General features: G+C 34.2%; 20 protein-coding genes. 12 read left to right on the plus strand and 8 right to left on the minus strand.

The genetic code is table 11. The features are described from left to right. Positions 1-88: 88 nt before the first annotated feature. Together GYM76_RS01755 and pth are read left to right on the plus strand one after the other, a co-directional pair. Positions 89-1,036 carry a ribose-phosphate pyrophosphokinase gene (locus GYM76_RS01755; protein ID WP_086319756.1) on the plus strand — a complete coding sequence of 316 codons (948 nt, stop codon included), beginning with the start codon at positions 89-91 and terminating at the stop codon, positions 1,034-1,036. A gap of 72 nt (positions 1,037-1,108) precedes the next feature. After that, positions 1,109-1,693 carry an aminoacyl-tRNA hydrolase gene (pth, locus tag GYM76_RS01760; RefSeq protein ID WP_065563637.1) on the plus strand — a complete coding sequence of 195 codons (585 nt, stop codon included), beginning with the start codon at positions 1,109-1,111 and terminating at the stop codon, positions 1,691-1,693. Between the two features lie 92 nt (positions 1,694-1,785). Here the strand turns inward: pth and GYM76_RS01765 are convergent, their stop codons facing one another. From GYM76_RS01765 to GYM76_RS01775, 3 genes are all read right to left on the minus strand, one after another. Further along, positions 1,786-2,235 carry a DUF3597 domain-containing protein gene (locus tag GYM76_RS01765; RefSeq protein ID WP_220225684.1) on the minus strand — a complete coding sequence of 150 codons (450 nt, stop codon included), beginning with the start codon at positions 2,233-2,235 and terminating at the stop codon, positions 1,786-1,788. A gap of 583 nt (positions 2,236-2,818) precedes the next feature. Then, positions 2,819-4,000: a mannonate dehydratase gene (gene uxuA, locus GYM76_RS01770; protein WP_220225685.1), complete on the minus strand. Its 1,182-nt coding sequence runs from the start codon at positions 3,998-4,000 to the stop codon at positions 2,819-2,821. A gap of 75 nt (positions 4,001-4,075) precedes the next feature. Then, complete coding sequence (locus tag GYM76_RS01775) at positions 4,076-4,837, minus strand: FCD domain-containing protein (RefSeq protein ID WP_220225686.1); 762 nt, start codon at positions 4,835-4,837, stop codon at positions 4,076-4,078. A gap of 278 nt (positions 4,838-5,115) precedes the next feature. Between GYM76_RS01775 and GYM76_RS01780 the strand changes: the two genes are divergently transcribed. The 8 genes from GYM76_RS01780 to rpmE all read left to right on the plus strand — a co-directional run bounded on the left by GYM76_RS01780 (position 5,116) and on the right by rpmE (position 13,464). Beyond that, positions 5,116-6,585 (plus strand): mannitol dehydrogenase family protein, encoded by a 1,470-nt coding sequence (locus GYM76_RS01780; protein WP_220225687.1) that lies wholly within the window; start codon positions 5,116-5,118, stop codon positions 6,583-6,585. Between the two features lie 16 nt (positions 6,586-6,601). After that, positions 6,602-8,008 (plus strand): glucuronate isomerase, encoded by a 1,407-nt coding sequence (gene uxaC, locus GYM76_RS01785; RefSeq protein ID WP_220225688.1) that lies wholly within the window; start codon positions 6,602-6,604, stop codon positions 8,006-8,008. A gap of 35 nt (positions 8,009-8,043) precedes the next feature. Then, positions 8,044-9,309, plus strand: coding sequence for an MFS transporter (locus tag GYM76_RS01790; protein ID WP_065563631.1), 1,266 nt, complete (start codon positions 8,044-8,046; stop codon positions 9,307-9,309). Positions 9,310-9,574: 265 nt separating this feature from the next. Beyond that, the gene (locus GYM76_RS01795; RefSeq protein WP_065734691.1) at positions 9,575-10,036 is read left to right on the plus strand and encodes a DUF721 domain-containing protein; all 462 of its coding nucleotides are present in this window, start codon (positions 9,575-9,577) and stop codon (positions 10,034-10,036) included. 48 nt (positions 10,037-10,084) lie between these two features. Continuing rightward, positions 10,085-10,492, plus strand: coding sequence for a YhcB family protein (locus tag GYM76_RS01800; RefSeq protein WP_220225689.1), 408 nt, complete (start codon positions 10,085-10,087; stop codon positions 10,490-10,492). 78 nt (positions 10,493-10,570) lie between these two features. Next, complete coding sequence (locus GYM76_RS01805; RefSeq protein ID WP_065563750.1) at positions 10,571-11,944, plus strand: Do family serine endopeptidase; 1,374 nt, start codon at positions 10,571-10,573, stop codon at positions 11,942-11,944. Positions 11,945-12,054: 110 nt separating this feature from the next. Next, a complete protein-coding gene (gene degS / locus GYM76_RS01810) occupies positions 12,055-13,107 on the plus strand; it encodes an outer membrane-stress sensor serine endopeptidase DegS (RefSeq protein WP_065563628.1) in 1,053 nt (350 codons plus the stop codon). 141 nt (positions 13,108-13,248) lie between these two features. Beyond that, a complete protein-coding gene (gene rpmE, locus GYM76_RS01815; protein ID WP_065563627.1) occupies positions 13,249-13,464 on the plus strand; it encodes a 50S ribosomal protein L31 in 216 nt (71 codons plus the stop codon). Between the two features lie 73 nt (positions 13,465-13,537). Here the strand turns inward: rpmE and metJ are convergent, their stop codons facing one another. Then, the gene (gene metJ, locus GYM76_RS01820; RefSeq protein WP_065563626.1) at positions 13,538-13,855 is read right to left on the minus strand and encodes a met regulon transcriptional regulator MetJ; all 318 of its coding nucleotides are present in this window, start codon (positions 13,853-13,855) and stop codon (positions 13,538-13,540) included. Between the two features lie 171 nt (positions 13,856-14,026). On the opposite strand from metJ, the gene metB reads away from it, so the two are divergent. Then, positions 14,027-15,211 carry a cystathionine gamma-synthase gene (metB, locus tag GYM76_RS01825; protein ID WP_220225690.1) on the plus strand — a complete coding sequence of 395 codons (1,185 nt, stop codon included), beginning with the start codon at positions 14,027-14,029 and terminating at the stop codon, positions 15,209-15,211. A 342-nt stretch (positions 15,212-15,553) separates the two neighbouring features. On the opposite strand, the gene GYM76_RS01830 is transcribed toward metB, so the two are convergent. Next, complete coding sequence (locus tag GYM76_RS01830) at positions 15,554-16,957, minus strand: glycoside hydrolase family 1 protein (RefSeq protein ID WP_220225691.1); 1,404 nt, start codon at positions 16,955-16,957, stop codon at positions 15,554-15,556. Positions 16,958-16,967: 10 nt separating this feature from the next. Next, the gene (locus tag GYM76_RS01835; RefSeq protein WP_220225692.1) at positions 16,968-18,812 is read right to left on the minus strand and encodes a beta-glucoside-specific PTS transporter subunit IIABC; all 1,845 of its coding nucleotides are present in this window, start codon (positions 18,810-18,812) and stop codon (positions 16,968-16,970) included. 256 nt (positions 18,813-19,068) lie between these two features. Here GYM76_RS01835 and GYM76_RS01840 point away from each other — a divergent pair, with 256 nt between their 5' ends. Beyond that, a complete protein-coding gene (locus tag GYM76_RS01840; RefSeq protein ID WP_220225693.1) occupies positions 19,069-20,232 on the plus strand; it encodes an MFS transporter in 1,164 nt (387 codons plus the stop codon). A gap of 58 nt (positions 20,233-20,290) precedes the next feature. Here the strand turns inward: GYM76_RS01840 and GYM76_RS11060 are convergent, their stop codons facing one another. Continuing rightward, positions 20,291-23,176, minus strand: coding sequence for a DNA translocase FtsK 4TM domain-containing protein (locus GYM76_RS11060; protein WP_065563621.1), 2,886 nt, complete (start codon positions 23,174-23,176; stop codon positions 20,291-20,293). A gap of 105 nt (positions 23,177-23,281) precedes the next feature. Then, positions 23,282-23,803 (minus strand): gamma carbonic anhydrase family protein, encoded by a 522-nt coding sequence (locus tag GYM76_RS01850; RefSeq protein WP_220225694.1) that lies wholly within the window; start codon positions 23,801-23,803, stop codon positions 23,282-23,284.

Raw genomic sequence — 23,803 nt, forward strand, 5'->3', positions numbered from 1 at the left:
GGATGATCTGTAAATGATTATATAATTATCACTCCGATTTAACCGATTACGTTTTATGTAATCATGATTACATGCTTGAGGATTTCTCGTGCCTGATATGAAGCTTTTTGCTGGTAACGCCACACCCGAACTAGCAAAACGTATAGCTAATCGTCTTTATACTTCTCTTGGTGATATTATTGTTAGCCGTTTTAGTGATGGTGAAGTCAATGTCCAAATTAATGAAAATGTCCGTGGTGAAGATGTTTTTATTATCCAATCAACTTGTGCGCCTACAAATGACAATTTAATGGAATTATTAGTAATGATTGATGCGATGCGTCGAGCATCTGCCGGTCGTATTACTGCTGTTATTCCTTATTTTGGTTATGCAAGACAAGATCGTCGAGTGCGTTCAGCCCGTGTACCTATTACAGCTAAAGTTGTTGCAGACTTTTTATCAACTGTTGGTGTAGATAGGGTTTTAACGGTTGATCTTCATGCTGAACAAATTCAAGGCTTTTTTGATGTACCTGTTGATAACGTATTTGGTAGCCCTGTAATTTTAGAAGATATGCTACAACGTGATTTTGAACGCCCAATCGTGGTATCACCAGATATTGGTGGTGTTGTTCGTGCACGTGCAATTGCAAAACTTTTAAATGATACTGACATGGCCATTATTGATAAACGTCGTCAACGTGCAAATGAAGCAGAAGTGATGAATATTATTGGTGATGTAGCCGACAGAGATTGTATTTTAGTTGATGATATGATTGATACTGCCGGAACACTTTGTAAAGCGGCTGATGCATTGAAAGCTCGTGGTGCAAAACGTGTTTTCGCTTATGCAACTCACCCTATTTTCTCAGGAAAAGCGGTAAGTAACATTAAAGATTCTGCCATTGATGAAATTGTAGTTTGTGACACAATTCCATTAACAGCAGAAGTGAAAGCATTGAAAAATGTACGCCAACTTACATTATCAGGTATGCTTGCTGAAGCAATTCGACGTATTAGTAACGAAGAATCAATTTCAGCAATGTTCCATCAATAATCTTTTTTTCTGAATTAGATAAATGCCCCTTCTAGGGGCTTTTTTGCTAATAATAATTGACGACAGACTATTATGACAACAATTAAACTTATTGTAGGTTTAGCTAATCCAGGTAACGAATATGCTGCAACTCGCCATAATGCAGGAGCTTGGTATGTAGATCTTCTTGCTGAACGTTATAACCAACCGCTAAAAATTGATCCTAAATTTTTTGGATATAGCTCACGGATTAATATTCATGGTCATGATGTCCGTTTGTTAGTACCAACTACCTTTATGAATTTAAGTGGTAAAGCTGTTCAAGCAATGGCTTCTTTTTATCAAATTCAGCCCGATGAGATATTAGTTGCTCATGATGAGTTAGATCTTAATCCAGGTATTGCTAAATTAAAATTTGGTGGTAGTCATGGCGGTCATAATGGATTGAAAGATATTGCAAATAAACTTGGCAATAATTTGAATTTTTATCGGTTAAGAATTGGTATTGGACACCCTGGTGATAAGAATAAAGTAGTTGGTTATGTATTAAATAAACCATCTAAACCAGAACAAGATTTAATTGATAAAGCAATCGATGAATCAGTATATTGCACAGATATCTTACTGAAAGATGGAGTAGAAAGTGCAATGAATCGTTTGCATTCATTCAAAGCTTAAATTTGCTAAGATTAATATTTTCTGTATTCAACTAAATTAAAAAAAATCCACCTGATTAACAGGTGGATGACAAATCACGTATTCATTCCAGACTAAGAAAATAAGTGAGTAACGTTACCACCTTTTTCAGCAATTTTCTTCATAACTTCTTTAATCAACCATGTATTCATTGCTGCTGTATCGTCTGTACTACCGGTATAATTAAGTTCAGTTGCTAATTTTTTACGTGCATCTAAACTGTTATCAATACCTAATAATTTCAATAAATCAACAATTGATGTCTTCCAGTTAAGTTTTTCAGGAAATTTTTTAGCTAAATTATCTAAAATTGACATCACATCGATTTCAGAAATTGGGTTTTTATTTTCTGATGTATTTTGTTGATTTTGTTCAGTATTACTATTTTTGTTGTTACTTGATGTGTTGCCTTTAACGGTGTCAGTGATTTTATCAACTTGCTCTTTCACTGCATCTTTTGCATGACCTACAGCGGCTTGTGCGCTTGGAAATATTTTAGAAAAAATATTATTTAAGATACCCATTTTACACCCCTTATGTTTAAACTGCTTATTAAAAAACTGCTTAACGATATAGATGTAGAAAATATCCCCTAAAGTATAGCTGTTAAATATAAATTGTGTCAAAGCAACAATGAACCAATAGCATTTTTTGTAATAATGCTATTAAAGTTTTAGAAATATATTTTTATTCAATAGCTCATATTTTCAAATTAATTAAAGCTATCGACAATCAAAAAACTTATTATACCAATTTGAGAAAGTATTGTGATATACATCACAAATTCAATAAATAACTCAATACAGCGACTAAAAATAATAGTAGTATTTGGTTCACCAATTATTGGTTATATTTTATTTGAATAAATAATTGGATAGACAGTAAAATTTCTTTCTTTAATATGATGTTTTTTAAGCAGTGCTTATTCGGCTATCTTTTTGGTGTTGCTTTAAATAAAAAATATCGATAATAAATATTTAAAATCATGATTTTAAATAAAGACATTCTAACTATATAAGAACAATAGCGTGTATATCACGCTATTTTTATGTTCAAATTAAAAAAAGCCCAATATTATGGGCTTTTCTAGTCAAAGGCGATTAGTCTTTATTCAAAAAATGCACGTCTAATCGCATATTCAACGCCGCGAATTTCTGCCAAACCTTTTAAGCGTCCTATTGCAGAATAACCTGGATTGGTTTTCTTTTTAAGATCGTCAAGCATTTGGTGACCATGATCAGGACGAACTGGTATTAAACGTTTGATTCCAGCTTTTTTACGTCGTTCTTCTTCAGCAATAAGCACTTTAATTACGCCATACATATCAACATCACCTGCTAAGTGATCACCTTCGTGGAAAGATAATGGATTATCTTCACGAACTGTTGCGCGCAAATGAATAAAGTGAACTCTATCAGCAAATTTTTCAGCCATTGTAACTAAATCATTATCGCTACGAACGCCATAAGAACCAGTACAGAAGCAGAATCCGTTATGAATGCTATCAACTGTTTCTTTTATCCACTGCATATCTTCAATAGTTGAAACAATGCGTGGTAAACCTAAAATAGGTCTAGGAGGATCATCAGGATGAACGGTCAGAACAACGCCAACTTCTTCGGCAACTGGAACGATAGCTTTCAAGAAATAAGCATAATTCTCACGTAATTTAGCTTTATCAATACCGTCATATGTTGCAAGATGCGCTCGAAATTGATCTAGTGAGTAACCTTCTTCGGCACCTGGTAACCCAGCAATAATATTTCCAACAAGTTTATCTTTATCGGCTTGCGTCATATTTTCAAAATATTTTTTTGCTGAAATCTGATCTTCTTGTGAATAATCTTTTTCGGCATTAGGTCGTTTTAAAATATGAATATCAAATGCTGCAAAAGCAATTTGATCGAAACGTAGAGCTCTTGAACCGTCTGATAATTCATAACCTAGATCGGTGCGAGTCCAGTCTAATACTGGCATAAAATTGTAACAAACAGTATCAATACCACAAGCGGCTAAATTACGAATTGATTGTTGATAATTGGCAATATGTTGTTCAACGTTGCCAGAATGGGTTTTAATTTCTTCGTGAACAGGAATACTTTCAACAACTGACCAAGTTAGACCTTTGTCTTCAATCATTTTTTTTCGTTTTTTAATTTCGTCGATTGTCCAGATTTCACCATTGGGAATATGATGTAAAGCTGTAACAATTCCTGTTGCCCCTGATTGTCTAATATCGTCCAATGATACAGGGTCGTTAGGTCCAAACCAACGCATTGTTTGTTCCATTTAAATTCTCCTCAAAGATACTTCATTTACAAAATTATTCTAAAATGAAGATCCATAAACAATGCATATTTGTTTCTATTGGTTAACGATAGTGACCGGTATAGAGTCAAATAAATAACCATCAAAATTTGGATCTTCACTGTCAGAAACAGTCATTAATGTTTGTTTAACATTTTCTAAGTGCTGCCACATAGCATGGCGTGCAGCCATTGCATCTTTCAACTGTAATGCCTGTAGAATTTTTTCATGATCATATAACCATTTTTTTCGATAACTATGATCGGTTATTCTACTTTGTAGTTGGTCCCACATTTTACTTGATGAACGTTTTGTCCATAGATCTTCTAATAACCGCTCAAGTATTGAGTTCTTTGTGGCTCGAGCTATTGCAATATGAAACATTTCATCAGCACTATAGTCATCAAGTACATCTTGTTCTAAAATTTGACGTTCTTGTTCTAATATAGCTCTTAACTCTACAATATCAGCTTTTACAATTTGTGAGGCAGCAAAAGCGGCAATATTACTTTCAATTAATTGTCTCGCTTGTAATAATTCAAAAGGACCAAAATCCTCTTCTTCTATTTCCCTGTCTTTTTCAGACAAGAACTCGCTTGGTAAACCAATTACATAAACACCAGAGCCTTTTTTTACTTCAACTAATTTTTCAAGCTCTAACATAATTAATGCTTCTCGAACTACCGTTCTGCTAACATCAAAGGTCTCAGCAATATCTCTTTCTGGTGGTAGACGGTCACCAATTTTAAAAGTTCCACTTTTTAATAACAATTTTAACTTATTACCAATTTCTTGATAGAGTCGTTTGCCTCTTGGCATAATCTATAATCCTCAGAATACTATTAAGTTTATTGAAGATAATTATACGCTAATTATTAAACTCCTCTAAGTTAATAATAAAAGAAATCCATTACATCTTTAAATTGGTTTACCAATATTGTCGGCCATTATAAAGATTTTAGCAAACATCCCTATAAAATAAACCAAAAAATGTGACGCGAATCACAAAAATTGAAAAATAAAGATGAAAATTTTGTCAACAAATGAAAATATGTCTAACCAATAAATATTGCAGTTAGTTAATTACGGTGTATAAAATGTTGAATTTATTAGAAATACCACAATCAATCAAAAATAAACCTTTATACAATAGGGAGAAAATGACCGCTCGTATTGTACATATAGGTTTTGGTGCATTTCACAGAGCACATCAGGCACTATTTACTGATCGTTTATTGAATAAAGGTAATAGTGATTGGGCTATCTGCGAGGTAAATATTGTTGGTGGTGAAGAGTTAATCAATGATATTAGAAAACAAGATCATCTATATACAGTGCTTGAAAAAGGCGCGACATCTAAACAAGCCTATATTATTGGAAGTGTAAAAGAATCATTATTAGCACCAACAGACGGTATTGAAACAATTTTAGAAAAAATGGCTGATCCTATTGTCGAAATTGTTTCATTAACGGTAACTGAAAAAGGTTACTGTATGTTGCCTGGTGGGACTGGTTTGGATTTGAATAATGAATTAATCAAAGCAGATTTAGCTTCTCCAAGTAAACCTATGTCAGCGCCAGGTGTTATTGTTGAAGCTTTATATAGAAGAATGCAAAGAGGATTGAAATCGTTTACGGCTTTATCATGTGACAACATGCCAGAAAATGGTTTAGTTTTGAGGAAAGCTATTTTAGATTTAGCGAATGCACGCGATCTTGAGCTGGCTAAATGGATTGAAAATAATACAACTTTCCCTTGTACGATGGTTGACCGTATTGTTCCTGCTGCAACATCTGAAACCTTAGAAGAAATTCAAGATGTTTTAGGTGGAATGTATGATCCGTGTGGTATTGCTTGTGAGCCATTTATTCAATGGGTTATTGAAGATAATTTTGTCACTTCACGACCTAATTGGAACGAAGCTGGTGCTGAATTTGTTGATAATGTAGTGCCATATGAAGAAATGAAACTTCGAATGCTAAATGGTAGCCATTCATTTTTAGCCTATTTAGGTTATTTAGCTGGTTATGAGCATATCAATGATTGTATGAATGACGAAAATTATAAAAAAGCGACTTTATCGTTAATGATGCAACAGCAAGCACCAACCTTAAATGTTCCTTCGCACGTTAATTTACAACAATATGCTGAAAAACTTATTGAAAGATTTAGTAACCCATCACTAAAACATAGAACATGGCAAATCGCTATGGATGGTACACAAAAACTACCGCAACGCATACTTGATTCTATCCGTTGGCATATTAAACATAATTCTGATTTTTCATTACTAGCTTTAGGGGTAGCTGGTTGGATGCGATATGTTGGTGGTATTGATGACCATAAACAAGTAATCGATATTCGAGATCCAATGGTTGATGAGTTGAAAAAACTTGTTGCTGAGAGTGATGAAGGGGTAGAAAGAGTTAACTCGTTATTAAGTTTAGAAGCTGTTTTTGGATCAGATTTACCCGCCAATTCATTATTCAGAGAAAAAATAACAGAACATTATCTTTCTTTAATGAAAAAAGGTGCTAAACAGACTATTAAGGATTTAGCTTTATAAATTGGAAAGAAAAACAATGAAAAAATTCTTAGATGATAACTTTTTGTTACAAACTGATGCGGCACAAAAGCTTTATTTTGATTACGCTGAAGATCAACCCATATACGATTATCATTGCCATTTACCACCAAAAGATATTGCTGAAAATAAAAATTTCCGTAATTTAGCTGAAATTTGGTTAGCAGGTGATCATTACAAATGGCGAGTGTTACGGACAGCTGGAATTGATGAAAAATATATCACAGGTGATGCATCTGACTATGAAAAATATCTTACTTGGGCAAAAGTTGTTCCTTTAACGCTTGGAAACCCGATTTACCATTGGACTCATCTGGAGTTAAAAAGACCATTTGGTATAAAAAATATTCTTCTTAACGAAAAAACAGCTGATAAAATTTGGTCTGAGGCTAATGATAAATTAGCGACTGCTGAATTCTCAACCAGAGGTATTTTGACACAAATGAATGTCAAAGCAGTAGGAACAACTGATGACCCTATTGATTCACTTGAATATCACAAACAAATCGCTTTAGATGCTTCATTTAATACTAAAGTAAGACCAAGTTGGCGACCAGACAGAGTTTTTAAAATAGAACTAACAGGCTTTGTTGATTATATTGTTGAATTAGGAAAAGTAACTGATATTGAAATTAATAGTTTTGAAAAATTACTTTGTGCGTTAACCAAACGATTAGATCATTTTGAACAACATGGTTGTGAAGCTGCAGATCATGGCATCGAAATTCTCCGTTATGCTGATATTCCTTCGGAAAAACAGCTTGATCAAATAATAGTAAAACGTCTTGCTAATCAGTCCCTTTCTGAACTGGAAATTGCACAATTTAGTACAGCAGTACTTGTTTGGTTAGGTAAGCAATATCATAAACGTAATTGGGTTATGCAATTACATTTAGGAGCTTTGCGTAATAATAATCAACGAATGTTTAAAATACTTGGTCCTGATGCTGGGTTTGACTCGATTGGCGATAGACCCATTGCTGAACCACTTTCTTCATTATTAGGTATTTTGGACTTAACTGATGAACTTCCTAAAACTATTTTGTATTGTCTAAACCCTCGTGATAATGAGGTCTTAGCGACTATGGCTGGTAACTTTCAAGGTTCAAATATTGCAGGAAAAATTCAATTTGGTTCGGGCTGGTGGTTCAATGACCAAAAAGATGGAATGGAACGTCAGATAATGCAACTTTCTCAAATGGGATTATTAAGTCAATTTGTCGGTATGTTAACTGATTCCCGTAGTTTTTTATCATTTACAAGACATGAATATTTTAGGCGAATTCTTTGTAATATGGTGGGGAATTGGATGGAAAATGGAGAAATTCCTGAAGATTTTGACTTAGTTGGCAACATGATTAGAAATATTTGTTTTAACAATGCAAATCATTATTTTTCTAAATAACACGAATTAACAATAAATAAGATGAAGGAAATAAAATGAGAACAATTCCAAAATTTCGGTGGTACATGATTTTACTTGTCTGTGCTATTACAATAATCAATTATCTTGATCGAACGGCATTAGGAGTTGCCGCGCCGACAATTTTAGAAACCACAGGTATTACTAAAGAGCAATATTCTTGGATTGTTAGCGCATTCCAGTTAGCGTATACAATAGGTCAACCTATCATGGGCTTTTTTATTGATACTATAGGTCTAAGACTTGGGTTTGCTATCTGTGCGGTAATTTGGGGATTAGCAACCATGGGTCATGCATTGACAGGTACATGGCAAGGTTTAGCTTTCATGCGCGGTGTAATGGGCTTTAGTGAAGCATCAGCTATCCCAGCAGGAATAAAAACTGCCTCTATATGGTTCCCTGCAAAAGAAAGAGGGATCGCATCAGGTGTGTTTAATATGGGGACATCTTTTGGTGCTATGTTAGCTCCCCCTCTAATCGCTTGGTGTATTTTATTCCAAGGTTGGGAATTTGCTTTCGTTGTTTCTGGTTCGTTAGCATTAATTGCTGCTCTTGCTTGGTTTATTTTTTATCGTGACCCTAAAGATTCAAAAATATTGTCTCCTGAAGAAAGAGAATATATTGAAGCAGGTCAAGAAAAATATTTAGACAATGATAAAGAAAAAGTATCTTTAAAAACGATCCTTACTCAGCGTAATTTCTGGGGTATTGGTATTGCACGTTTTCTTGCAGATCCAGCTTGGGGGACAATCAATTTTTGGGTGCCAATTTTCTTCGTTGAAACATTACACTTTAGTTTAAAAGAAATTGCTATGTTTGTTTGGCTACCGTTTTTGATGGCTGATCTAGGCTGTTTAGCAAGTGGTTTTGTTGCGAAGTTTTTTAATGACCGTGGAATATCATTAATCAATTCAAGATTGATCACCTTTACCATCGGCGCTGTGTTAATGATGACCATTGGTTTTGTTAGTATTGTTGAAAACCCATACTTAGCGGTATTTTTAATCAGCCTTGGTGGTTTTTCACATCAATTATTATCTACTGTAGCATCAACTTTAGGCGGCGATTTATTTAAGAAAAATCAGGTTGCTACAGCAGTTGGGATGGCCGGTGCTTGTGCTTGGACAGGTCAATTAATATTTAACCTTTTCATTGGTGCATTTGTAGGCATAATTGGTTTTGGTCCTTTCTTTATTGCATTAGCTTTCTTTGATGTAATCGGTGCAATTGTGCTTTGGACATTTATTCGCGAGAACCAAGTTAATCAAAGTACCACTAATTAATCATAACTAGATAACTAACAAATAATTAATAATAACTAACATAGGTAGGATCAAAATTTTTGATTCTACCTATTTTTTTGAAATTGAATAATTATTTTAATTAGCCTTATTATTTATTTCATTTTTAATAGTTCAAATAATGTGTAAATATTATTTTTTTACACGACTTTTTTGAATAGATCAGGTAAATTATTGAGTATTGAGTTATTTATATTAAAAATAGATTTGTTTTAATTTTAGCAAGAACTAAGGATGAGCCTAATTCATGCGTGATAATGAGCCAAAAATGTTGACCAGCCTTTTGTCACAAGGGGCTTTATTATCCCAAATAAAAGAAAGGACATTAGCACTGAGTCAATTAACGAAGGTTATTGATGAATTGCTTCCAGCACCGTTGAATCAGCAATATAGAGTCGCAAATTATCGTCAAGGTATTCTTATTCTTGAAGTTAGTTCAGCTAACTGGTTAACAAGAATAAAATACGAACAAAGTAATTTGATTTCAGGTATACGTCAAAAAATCTTACCTTCGTTATCCTCTATTCAATATAAGATTAATCCCACTATTGCGACAAATAACTCACAATTAGTTAATTTTTCAAATAAGAATGCTAAAATTAATAATGTGATTACGATTCAAACAGCAATATATTTAAATGCTTTGGCTGAGCAAGCACCTGAAAAACTAAAAAAACAATTGATAAAACTTGCTAACCATGCAAAATAAGCTAAACAATATTTAGAAATAATAAATGAGAAGATACAGGAGTGAAATATGGATAAAAGTATGATGACCTATATTATCATCGGCCTAATAATTGGTTTTATTGTGGGTATAATTTTCACCAATTTTGTTTCTCAAAAAGGACGTAAATATGCCAAAGTTAAACGCGAATTGGAACAAGCCCAAGAAGAATTAGCATCTCAAAAACAGATGATGGTTAAACATTTTTCTCATAGTGCTGAAATATTGGATAATATGGCCAAAGATTTTCGTCGCTTATATCAACATATTGCTGAAACTTCTGGGCAATTTGTAACTTCTGATGATATGCCTATGATTGATTTAGAAGCTGTCAATAATGATATCAGTGTCAAAAATGAATTAACACTTGAAAAGCAGCCTAAAGACTATTCAGATAATCCTTCAGGATTATTCAAAAATGATGAAGTGAAATCTTAATTAATTTTCAACATTTCTTAGTTTTATTAGGCTATTTATGTTTTAAATATCAAATTTCTTAAATAAGAGAGTTTTATGATGAGTCATTCTTTACGAAAACCAAAAAAATTATTAAGTATAATTGCATTAAGTTTAGGTTTAAGTTTAGCTACATTATCTAATGCCAATGCGGCATTCCCATTTTTACCAACGGATAATAACCAACAACAACCATCGTTGGCACCAATGTTGGAAACCGTTTTACCTTCGGTAGTAAGTATTAAAGTTGAAGGTACTGCTCAAATGCAAAATAATATGCCGGAAGAATTTAGACGATTTTTCGGCTATCCGGATAGTCAATCTAGGCCTTTTTCGGGATTAGGTTCTGGTGTCATTATTGATGCTGAAAAAGGTTATATTGTTACCAATAATCATGTAATTGATAGTGCCGATAAAATTACGGTAGTAATAAATGACGGTCATGAATATCAAGCAAAACTAATTGGTAAAGATCCACAAAGTGATATTGCTTTATTAAAAGTGGATAATGCAAAAAAATTAACCTCAATCAAACTTGCTGACTCAGATAAAACGCGAGTTGGTGATTACGTTGTTGCGATTGGTAATCCATTCGGTATCGGTCAAACTGTTACTTCAGGTATCATTTCTGCGTTAGCTCGTAGTGGGTTAAGTATGGATGGCTTTGAAAATTTCATTCAAACTGACGCGTCAATTAACCAAGGTAACTCCGGTGGTGCTTTAGTTAACTTAAATGGTGAACTAGTTGGGATAAACACTGCTATTATTGCGCCAAGTGGGGGTAATGTAGGAATTGGTTTCGCTATACCTAGTAATATGGTTAGAAGTTTGACGTCTCAACTTATTGAGTATGGTGAAGTTAAACGAGGTGTTTTAGGTATAAAAGGTAATGAATTAACATCAGATATTGCTAAAGCTTTTGACCTTGAAGTACAAAAAGGTGCTTTTGTTAGTGAAGTTATAGATGATTCTGCTGCAAAAGAGGCAGGAATTAAATCTGGTGATGTCATCATTTCTATGGACGGTAAACCGGTTGATAGTTTTGCAGAGTTACGCGCAAAAATCGCGACAACTGGAGCTGGTCGTACAGTTAAATTAGGTTTGATTCGAGATGGCAAAGAGATTTCTGTTGAGGTTAAATTGAAAAACGGTGATGCATCCAGTACCGAAGCAAAATCTTTACATCCAGCACTTGAAGGTGCAACACTTGTTAATGGTGATATAAAAGGACAAAAAGGTGTATTAATTGAGAGTATTGTTAAAAACTCTCCTGCTTCACGTTTAAGTTTACAAGAAGGTGATCTTATCACTGGGGTCAATAAGTCTAGAGTTAATAGTATTTCTGAACTACGTAAAGTGATTGATAGCAATCCTTCTGCAATCGCTTTAAATATTGTCCGAGGAGATAGCCGTCTATATCTTATCTTACGCTAAGTAATTATATAGCTAAAAATCGTCGATGCTTTGCATCGACGAAAACTTCATTTTAACCATCAGTTAGATATGATAGAATCTTATCAACTATTCTCATCTATATAATAATTATGCTTAAAAAGTTTCTTTGGCCAATATTAATTGGTGGTGTGTTAGCGATAGTATTACTCATTATTTTCCCTTCTTTAAGAAATGGAACACAATCAGATTTTTCCAGATCTATTTTTAATGAAGAACCTATGAGTTATTCTGACGCGGTTAAGATTGCTGCTCCAGCAGTAGTAAATATCTACAGTCGATCGATTAATTCTGTTCCAAAACAATCACAAGATGGCCCAATTACACCGCTAGGTTCTGGTGTAATTATGAGTGAGTATGGCTATATCATTACCAATTATCATGTTGTTGATGGAGCTGAACAAATTATTGTTGCCTTGCAAGATGGTCGAATTTTTGAAGCATTACCTGTAGGTTCCGATAAGTTGGTTGATATTGCAGTGCTTAAAATAGAGGCAACTAATATCCCGGTCATACCTATTAATTCTAAACGAGACCCAAAAATTGGTGATGTTGTTTTAGCTATTGGTAATCCATACAACATCGGTCAAACGATTACCCAAGGTATTATTAGTGCGACAGGGCGTGACGGATTAAGCCCATATCGTCGACAAAACTTTATTCAAACTGATGCATCGATTAATCATGGTAATTCAGGTGGAGCTTTAGTAAATACTAAAGGTGAGTTGGTAGGCATTAATACATTGACATTTGCTAAAAATCTCGGTAATGATGTTCCTGAAGGAATTGGTTTTGCCATCCCAACAGCATTAGCCGTTAAAATAATGGATAAATTAATTCAAGATGGGAAAGTGATTCGAGGCTATATTGGCATTGATGGGTTAGAATTCGCCCCAACGCAAAATCCTAGTGATTTACCGAAGGTATTAGGTATATTAGTTACCAATGCTGAAGGACCTTCATTACAGGCTGGCGTTGAAGCAAATGATATATTAATTATGGTTGATAATAAACCAGTAAAATCCATAGTAGAAACTATGGATCAAATTGCAGAGTTGAAACCAGGAACAATCGTCCCCATATTAGTTTTACGAAATGGAGAAAAGATTGAACTTCAAGTAACTATCGGGCAATTACCGGTTTAGATTGGTCGATTATTACTTGATTATCTTTCATATAGGACGTATAATTCGCACCCTTATCATGTTATTTAACACTCGTATGGTGTATAGATTTTGCGATTAAGCCGTTTATATAGCGATACGAACAAACTTTAGAGGTTTATTATGAAAGAAGGTATCCATCCAGAATACACTGCAATTACAGCAACTTGTTCTTGTGGTAACACAATTAAAACTCATTCAACTATTGGTCATGATATTCATCTTGACGTATGTGGTGAATGTCACCCGTTTTATACTGGTAAACAACGTGATGTTGCAACTGGCGGACGTGTTGATAAATTCAAACAACGTTTTGCAATGGTTGGTGGTAAAAAATAGTTTTACTAAACTAACGTTGTCAAAAAGGCGCTTTAAGCGCCTTTTTTGTATCTACTATTTTATTTTAATTCAATCATTCGTCGATTAAATCCGGATCGATGCCTAAATCTCTCATCATTTTTTGTGCTTGTTGTGGAATTCCATCATCACGATCTTTCTGAAGATCTTCATCACAAGGGAGTGGTTGACCAGTATAAGCGTGTAAAAAGGCTTCACATAATAATTCACTATTCGTTGCATGACGTAAGTTATTGACTTGTCGCCTTGTTCGCTCATCAGTTAATATTTTAAGTACTTTCAACGGAATTGAGACTGTAATTTTTTTTACTTGTTCACTTTTTTTACCATGTTCAGCATAAGGGCTGATATAATCGCCGTTCCATTCCATCATATTTTTCACCAAATCACATCACAAATAATGTGGGTAATTTTAGCGTTTTTTTTATTTAGCTGCAATCTATACACCAAGATAGTTAGACGTCTAGACATGTTGACGTCTTTTTTTATTGTGCTATTCTTATACAATTATTAGATATATAAAATGCTTGGTAGGAAGGTTGTTATGGCTAGTGATTCTAAAAATCTAAGACAAGGTGCTAATTTTAGCCAAGGCACGATAGCTGTTCGTGGTGGAATTAATACAGATGATCAATTTGGTAGCGTAGTTCCTGTTATTACGCCTTCAACATGTTATCGTTATGAAGAGTTTGCAACACCGAGGAAGTTTGATTATGGTCGCAAATCCAATCCAAGTAGACGATTAGTCGAAGAAACCGTTGCTAAATTAGAAGGTGGGGCGGATGCTATTTTAACTAATTGCGGTATGTCAGCAATACATCTAATTAGCGTTGCCTTACTTAGTCCAAATGATGTTGTTGTTGCGCCTCATGACTGTTATGGCGGTAGTTATCGATTATTTAATAGTTTGAGTCAAAAAGGCTATTTTAAAACAAAATTTGTTGACCAATCAGATTCTGTTGCTTTGAAAGAAGCACTTAGCTTAAAACCTAAATTAGTCTTAATTGAATCACCAAGTAACCCTTTGTTACGAGTTGTCGATATAGAAGCGATCACTCGACAAGCTCATGCGGTTGGTGCTTTGGTTTTAGTCGATAACACCTTTATGACGCCAATTTTACAAAAACCATTAGAGCTTGGTGCTGATATTGTTAGCCATTCTTGTACTAAGTTTTTAAATGGCCATTCAGATTTACTCGCTGGAATATTGGTGTTTAAAGATCAACAATTAGCAACGGATGTACTATGGTGGGCCAATAATATCGGAACATCTACCTCGTCATTTGATAGTTATTTGTTATTACGTGGTTTAAGAACGCTAGCAGCAAGAGTTAAATTACAGCAAGAAAATGCGCAAAAAGTGGTAGAATTTTTAGCAAATCACCCTAAAATTGCAAAAGTTTTTCATCCATCATTACCTTCAAATCTTGGACATGATATTGCGAAAAGACAACAAAAAGGTTTTGGTTCACTGCTAAGTTTTGAATTAGTAGGTGATGCTAATGTTATGCCGAAATTTTTAAATGCACTCAATATATTTACATTAGCCCAATCACTTGGTGGCGTGGAAAGTTTAATCTGTCATCCTGCAACTATGACTCATTCAGGAATTAGTGCTGAAGCACGTAAAACCGCAGGTATATCCGATCAATTATTACGTATTTCGGTTGGTCTTGAAGATATCAGTGATCTTCTTAATGATTTAGAACAAGCACTAGCTCAAATCTAAATTTTATCTGCTAATCAATAGGATTGAGAAATAATTGATTTTATCAATCCTATTTTCCTTTACTTTCATAATAATGCACTATTTTACTTTTTGACTAACTAAAGTGGTTAAATTAGTGTTTATATTTGCCTCAAAAACCCCGTTCCTCAACTCAAAAATTCAATATCACTCCATATCTATAAATCATCTAATTTACATTAAAACTTAATTATTATCAGGCTAATACAGTGATGTAGTTCATATTTGAAGTTATGACAAGAGATTAGGCAAACAATCATTTCCAGTATAGCTGTTTGTTTCAACAACTATCATGATGGGCTTTTTTAAAGCCCATCCCTGTTTTTAATCTTTAATACCATTATCTTTGATGACTTGCTGATACCAATAAAAACTATCTTTTTTAATTCGATTAAGTGTTTTTAAGTCATGATCATCTCGATCAACATAAACAAAGCCATAACGTTTTTTGAAACCTTGATGAGAACTTAGTAAATCAATTACTGACCATGGACAATATCCAAATAGTTTAACCCCATCTTCAATTGCATCATGACAAGCTAATATGTGCGATTTGATATAATCAATTCGATAATCATCATGTACTTTATTGTCAGCAGTTAATGTATCTGGAGTACCTAATCCATTTTCAGTAATAATTAATGGTAAACGATATTGGCGATAATATTCATTTAATACTAGTCTCAACCCCATCGGGTCAATTTGTGCGCCATAAGTAGAAGCGGTTAAATTTGGGTTTTTCTCGATCTTGAAATAGCCATATAGATCGAAATCAATATCTTTTTCTTTAGTGCCAAATGGATGAGCATCATCTTCCGGTAAATAGCTTGCGACTAATGTTCGGTAGTAATTTACGGCAATAAAATCCGGTTTAGCTTGTTTTAATATTTCGGCATCTTCTGGTTGTGTGATAGGGTAGATACCACAACGTTGCAAATAATGTTTATAGTATCCCGGATAATCACCAAAACAGTACATATCTAGGGCATAATTAGTTTTAAAATTATCATTCATTTTAGCTGCCCAAACATCCATTGGTTTATTACTTGCAGGATAGGTCATGGTGGATGATACCGCTGGTCCTACTTTGCTTCCAGCAATTAGTTCATGACAATCATTTGTTGCCATCGCATGAGCAACAAACATGTGATAATCCATTTGAGCTCTCACTTTTTCTGTGTCGGCTGGTGCGACTTTGTACATGTTCATTCGTTCATTAACACGAATCATCAAATTTTGTTCATTATTGATTTGCCAGTTTTTTACCCGATCACCAAATGCTTTATAGCAGACCTGAGCATAGCGTCTAAACGCATCGACACAACGGCGGCCTTGCCAACCATTATATTTATCAACTAAGGCAAATGGTAAATCAAAGTGATAAAGGGTAATAAATGGAATGATATCATTTTTGATTAATTCGTTAATTACTCGATTATAAAAATCAATCCCAGCTTGATTTATTTCACCGTCCCCATCAGGAATAATACGTGCCCATGATATTGAAAAACGATAAGTCTTTAATCCCAATTCTTTAAACAAAGCAATATCACTCTCTACATGATGATAGAAATCACTGGCAACTTTGCTATCGGCTTGCACTGCAGAGCGTTGAAATGAGTTATAATCAGCAACGGTCATCCCTTTTCCATCAGCATCCCATCCACCTTCAATTTGAAAAGCAGAAGATGATGCTCCCCACCAAAAATCCTTAGCAAAAGCTTTCATATATTAACCTCTAAACTTGAATAAATAATAAATTGTCTTTTTTACTGACGTGACCTTTTTGACAATATTCTATATTTTTATATTGATCTGAATTAGCAACAATAATCGAAGTCGTTAAATCGAATTCTTTTATTTTATCAATATCAAATGAAACTATTTTGGTTCCTTTTGTAATGTGTTGACCTGCTTGTACATAGGATTGAAAATATTTACCTTGTAATTTAACGGTATCAATTCCAATGTGAATCAACAGTTCAATACCATTATCTAATGTTAGACCAATAGCATGTAAAGTAGGGTAGAGTACTGATACTGTACAATCCGCTGGTGCAACTATTTCTCCTACCTTAGGATAAACCGCGATCCCTTTGCCCATCGCTCCTGAAGCAAATACTTCATCTTTGACTTGATTTAAGGCAATGACCTCACCCTCAACAGGCGATAGAATAGTTGTATCAGTGGTTAATGGAGTTTGAATTGTTTTTGATTCTTTTTCGTTTGGTATGTCATTAAATCCAACAATCATTGTCATAATGCATGAACCAAAAAATGCAAAGCCTATACCAATTAAATAGCATAAGAACGCTTTTGTACCTGCTTCCGCATAAACAGGTATTGTTAATACCCCTTGGTTGGCAAAGGCTGTACCATAAGATCCTCCCCAACCCATTAATCCTCCAGCAAGTGCACCACACACAACCGCACAAATCATTGGTTTTTTCAATCTTAAGTTAGCGCCATAAATCGCGGGTTCGGTAATGCCGAACAAGGCTGTGATTGTTGCCGATGCGGCAACGGTTTTTAAATTTTTATTTTTGGTTTTGAAAAATACACCTAATGCGGCTCCAGCTTGTGAAAAGTTCGCCGCTCCAGCGAAAGCAAGTAAGTTTTGGCGTCCAGTTTGAGCTACGTCATTAATGCCGATTGGTACAATAGCACGATGTGCGCCAAAGATGACTAAAATACACCATACACCACCAATAAATGCTCCTAATAATATAGGGCTAACGCCCATAATGTAGTAATAGATCCAGTTTATAAATTCGCCAATATAGATGCCAATAGGACCGAAAATAAGTAAAGTAGCTGGTATCATGATAAGTAATGAAAAAGTTGGCACCATGATAATTTTTAATACTTCAGGGATAATATATTCCAAAAATCTTTGTACATAACTTAAAATAAATACCGCTAATATAATTGGGATAACGCTAGACGTGTAACTTGCTTTGGTTAATTCAATGGTAAACAGAGTGACTTCAGTTTTACTAGCCATTAAATTGACAATTGATGGATAACATAATGTTGCACCAATTATCATCGATATAAATTCATGTGCTTTAAATACTTTAGCAGCGGTATAGCCAAGTATTATTGGCATGAAGTAGAAAACTGCATCTGATGCAGCATGTAAAATCGTGTAGGTGTTATAAGTTTTGATATCAGTTTGATAGTAATAATTACCTATCATAACCGCTATAGCTAAAATTCCCTTTAACATACCTGATGCTGCAATAGCTGGGATGATTGGTGTAAAAATAGCTGCAAAAGCATTAAGTATTTTTACCCCTAATGAAACTTTAGGTTCCGTTTGATTACTTTGTTCTAACTCGCCAATTAGAGGGAGGAGTTGCTCATAAATTTTGGTGACTTTATTGCCTAATACTACTTGGTATTGTCCACTACTTTCAACAACGGAAATCACACCTTCTGTCTGTAATAATTTTTCGCGATTAGCTTTTTTACTGTCATTTAATTGAAACCGTAAGCGAGTAAAGCAGTGTGTTAAGTTGATAATATTCTCTTTACCGCCTACTAATTCAAGTATTTGCTGTGCAATTTTTTGATAGTCCATTATTTTCTCCATTACTTAAAGAATGGTTATTCATTGATAAAAAAGCTTAATACACTAAAAATTATCATTATTATATAAATCATAAAGTTAAGATGTTTTTATTATGAATTTAGTAAGTTCAATTTTTATCACTTTTTAATTCACTTCAAGCTAGCATAGTTTAAAAAATTAGACAAGTTTGTCATAATTATTGCTAAATAATTTATTTAGATATATTTTTAGAGCAAAAAATTATCAGTATTAAAATTGTGGATAAATGAAGTCAGCCAAGAAGAAGTCTTATTTATTGTTGTGTATTGTGTTTTTTTTCTGGTATGCGCAATATATCTATATTCCTTATCAAACCCCTTATCTTGCGGCGATGAATATATCGACTACTATGATCGGAATGGTGGTTAGTGCTTATGGATTTTCGCAATTATTCTTAAGATTGCCGGTTGGTTTATTAGCCAATGTAAAAGAGAAACATAAAATTTTTATTGTATTAGGCACCTTTTTTGCTGGAATTGCATCAGTGATTCGTATTATTGAACCGAATGGAACTGGTTTTCTCGTTGGTAATATAATTTCAGGTTTCGCCAGTGCAATGTGGATCTCTTTTATGGTGCTTTTTTTAGGTTTTTATCCCAAATCTAAAAAAGGGTATGCAACTAGTTTAATTATAATGGTTAATAATCTAGGTGTGTTTTTAGCCTTTTTAACAAGTACATTATTGTATGATTATATTCATATGGTAGGAATTTGTGTGCTTAGTTGCTTTAGCGGGTTATTGGCTTTTATTTTAGCAATAAAGCTAAAATATCCGGAAAAGATCCATCATGATTTTAACTATCATCTTTTGTTTAGCGCATTATGTAATCGAAAATTATTGTTTTTCTCATTTCTTGCTCTAATTCAGCAAGGGATTCAAATGTCTACCACAATGTCTTTTACTAATCAGATATTGAGTGATTTAGGTGGAAGTGCTTCTTCAATTGGCATTTCTTCAATTGTCTATATGTTATCTTCAGTTCTATTTGCTAAATTGGGGGCGACTAAGTGGATTAATCTGATGAGAATTTCAAGCTGGGTAATTTTATCTTTTCTATTACTAGCACTTTATTGTATTTTAGTACCTCAGGTCTCTTCTGTTTATAATATTCTTCTATTGCAAATTATCCCTGGTATAGGGACGGGTATACTATTTTCGTTTTTAAATTTTGAAGCGATGATAGATGTGCCATCATATGCTCGTTCTGCTGCCATGGGATTATTTCAAGCTATTTATGCACTAGGTATGACGCTATTTCCAATTATTGTTGGAATAATTAGTTTGAAATGGTCGATGATAATCGCCTATTTTGCCTTAGCCGGTATAGCAATAATAGGCGCAATTTTATCAATGATTTACTGGTTAAAATTTAGAAAGCAGACCACTTAAAATTTTATATAGTGACACACTATCTTATTAGTTAAATGGTTTACTATTGAAATTTAGCCTAATAATCATTAGGTGATGCTTGTGCAAGTACTTCGCGATTACCATTATGGCTTGGCGCACTTATAATCCCTTCAACTTCCATTTGTTCTACTATTCGAGCAGCGCGATTGTAACCAATTCTAAATTTGCGTTGGACGCTTGATATTGATGCTCGACGGGTTTCAACCACAAATGCTACTACTTGATCGAAAAGTGGATCGAGTTCTTCGTCGGTCATATCGAAGCTATTACCTTCATTATCATCAGTTGAAACTGTTACATTCTCGATATATTTAGGTGTGCCACGCGCTTTCCAATCTTGTACAACTGCATGAACTTCTTCATCACGTACAAATGCGCCATGAACACGAATAGGAATTGAGCTATTTGGTGCTAAATAGAGCATGTCACCCATACCTAGAAGTGATTCTGCCCCCATTTGATCTAGGATTGTACGTGAATCAATCTTGCTTGAAACAGTAAATGCTATTCGAGTTGGTATGTTGGCTTTAATTAAACCAGTAATTACATCAACTGATGGGCGTTGGGTTGCAAGCACTAAGTGGATGCCAGCCGCTCGAGCTTTTTGTGCAAGTCGTGCAATGAGCTCTTCGACTTTTTTTCCAACGGCCATAATTAAGTCGGCGAATTCATCCACCATAACCACAATATATGGAAGTTTTTCAAGCGTTGGCATTTCAAGATCCATACTATCAGTGGGTTTCCAAAGAGGATCTGGAATTGGTCGTCCCATTTCTTCGGCAAGTTTGATTTTTTCGTTAAAACCAGCAATGTTACGAACGCCCAATGCTGACATCAATCGATAGCGACGCTCCATTTCATTAACACACCAGTTAAGAGCATTAGCCGCATCTTTCATATCAGTTACTACTTGAGTCAATAGATGAGGAATCCCTTCATAGATAGATAGTTCTAACATTTTAGGATCAATCATTATAAACCTAACATCTTCAGGTTGTGATTTGTATAAAATGCTTAATATCATGGCATTAACACCTACTGATTTACCTGAACCGGTCGTTCCTGCAACCAATAAATGTGGCATTTTAGCTAAATCTGCAACCACTGATTGTCCTGCGATATCTTTTCCTAATACAATTGTTAAAGGAGATTGTGCATTTTTAAATTGTGGACTATCTAATACTTCTCTGAAATAAACAGTTTGTCGATTTTTATTTGGTAATTCAATTCCGACATACGGTTTACCTGGAATAACCTCGACCACCCGTACTGAAGGCATTGATAATGAGCGAGCTAAATCTCGGTCAAGTGTCGAAATTCTTGCTGCCTTAATGCCTGGTGCAAGTTCAATTTCGAAGCGAGTAATAACGGGGCCAGGTAAATAATCGACAACTCTAGCTTTTACTCGATAATCAGAGAGGCTTTTTTCGATTTGCTCTGACATTGCATTTAATGCCGCGTGATCAACTTCAATTCGAGTTGTTGGTGGTGGCGTTAATAAATTTAACGAAGGTAACGGTGTTGTTGGTTTAGGTAAAGGCTTATCATTGCGTTTTAGCAAAGGATGAATAAGGCTTTCTTCCTCATCCTCATCCTCGTCCGTAACTTCTTTTATTTCATTTTTAGTTTGTTGTTCATTTGATTCGTTTACTACCTCATTTTGATATATGTCATCAATGAGAGGGTTTTCTTCTTTAAGAAGTGATATATCAACATCTTCGGGTATCTCAAATTCGGCTGGAATATCATTAGTATTATGATATTCAGGTGTAATACTTGGTGATGTTTCCGCTAAAGGTTCGATTACAATTGGATCAACTGAATCTTGAGATGCAATATGATTTAGATTAATTTTTGGCTCATTATGCTCCATAGTGAATAAAGGTTTACTTGGTGCATCGGCAATAGCGTATTTATCTTCTTCAAAAGGTTCTAAGGCCTCACGACTATTAATTTCTCCATCAGATTCTGTTGAACTCATATCACTCGTGGTGCTTTCATTCATATTTTTCAAAATAGTTTCCATTCGCGCTAAAATCGCGTCAGGATCCATTTCTTTTTTAGATATATCTTTAGTCGGTTGGTTAGTTTCGTTAGGAGATGTATTTGCCTCAATAGATTGCAATAATTGAGCAGCTGTTTTTATAAATACTTCATCATCTTTTAATGAAATAGGTTTAGTTGTACTAATATCTGATTCTGTCGCCAATTTGGTTGAGTCAATATTATCACTACTATCAACATCAATAGGTAGATCAAATTGAGGCTGTTTTTCTGTTGTTAATTTGTCTTCTTGCTTCGAATCAGCTGGTTGTGAAACTTTATCCGGAGTAAATAACCATTTTATTGGTGACAGGATGAACATAACTAAAGCACCAATTTTTTCAAACAGATAAAGCCAAGAGAAACCAGTTAAAAGCGTAATACATGCTAGTGTTGTTGCAAGCAAAGCTAGAGAGGTAGCTAAGCTACTCATAACAGGTAGAAGGCTTTCAATTACTATCGAACCTAAATAACCACCTGCTTGGAATTGTTCTGGATCGCGAATATTAAGAGCAAAAAAACCACAACAACTAAGTACAAAAGCTAAAATGCCGATAATTCGGAAAGAAACACTAAAATAGTTAATAGGATCACTGGCATGGCGGTAAAAGTAACCCATTAATTGTAAACAAAAAAAGATAATAATAACCGGTAAACTATAGGCGATTAATCCAAAAAACTGAAATAAGATATCAGAAATATATGCACCAATATAACCGCCTAAGTTGCTAATAGGATAGTGCCAAGCTGTACGTGACCAGCCAGGATCTGATGGGTTGTAAGTAAACAGTGATAAAAATAAGTAAACAGACAGGCCTATTAATGATAATAGAATTAATTGTGCAACAATCTGTCTTCTTGTAATTTTAGATTTTTTCAAACACGTACCTAAAAACTATCTTAATTAAAAATTTTGAGTATTTTATCATAAATTGAACCTACTCATAGCGTGAAAGGTGTATAAAAACTAATTTATTAGCAACTATTAATTCGATAGCGTTAAGGTTTGATTAAATCTTTTTGCATTCAACACGTAATGTTGAGCATTTTTAATATTTGCTTGAATTTCTTCATCTGTGAGTTTACGAATAATTTTAGCTGGAGATCCCATAATCATACAACCTTCCTCATAAGGTAGACTATGTGTAACTAGTGAGTTTGCACCTACTAGGCAGTTTTTGGCAATTCTAGCATTGTTTAAAATAGTACTTCCCATACCAATTAAACTATTATCCTCAATATTACAACTATGCAAAATAACATTATGGCCAACGGTGACATTCTCACCAACAATACAGGGAAAGTCAGTTTCTGTATGAATAGTACTGTTATCTTGAACATTACTATTTTTACCAATATGAATAGTTGCGATATCACCTCGCAAAACTGCGTTAAACCATATAGATACGCCTTCTTCTAAAATAACATCACCAATGATGTCTGCTGATTTAGCAATAAAACACTTAGAATTAATTTGTGGTTTTAGATTTTCTAATTGATAAATCAT

This window comes from Gilliamella sp. ESL0443, from assembly GCF_019469165.1.
Classification (GTDB): domain Bacteria; phylum Pseudomonadota; class Gammaproteobacteria; order Enterobacterales; family Orbaceae; genus Gilliamella; species Gilliamella apicola_E.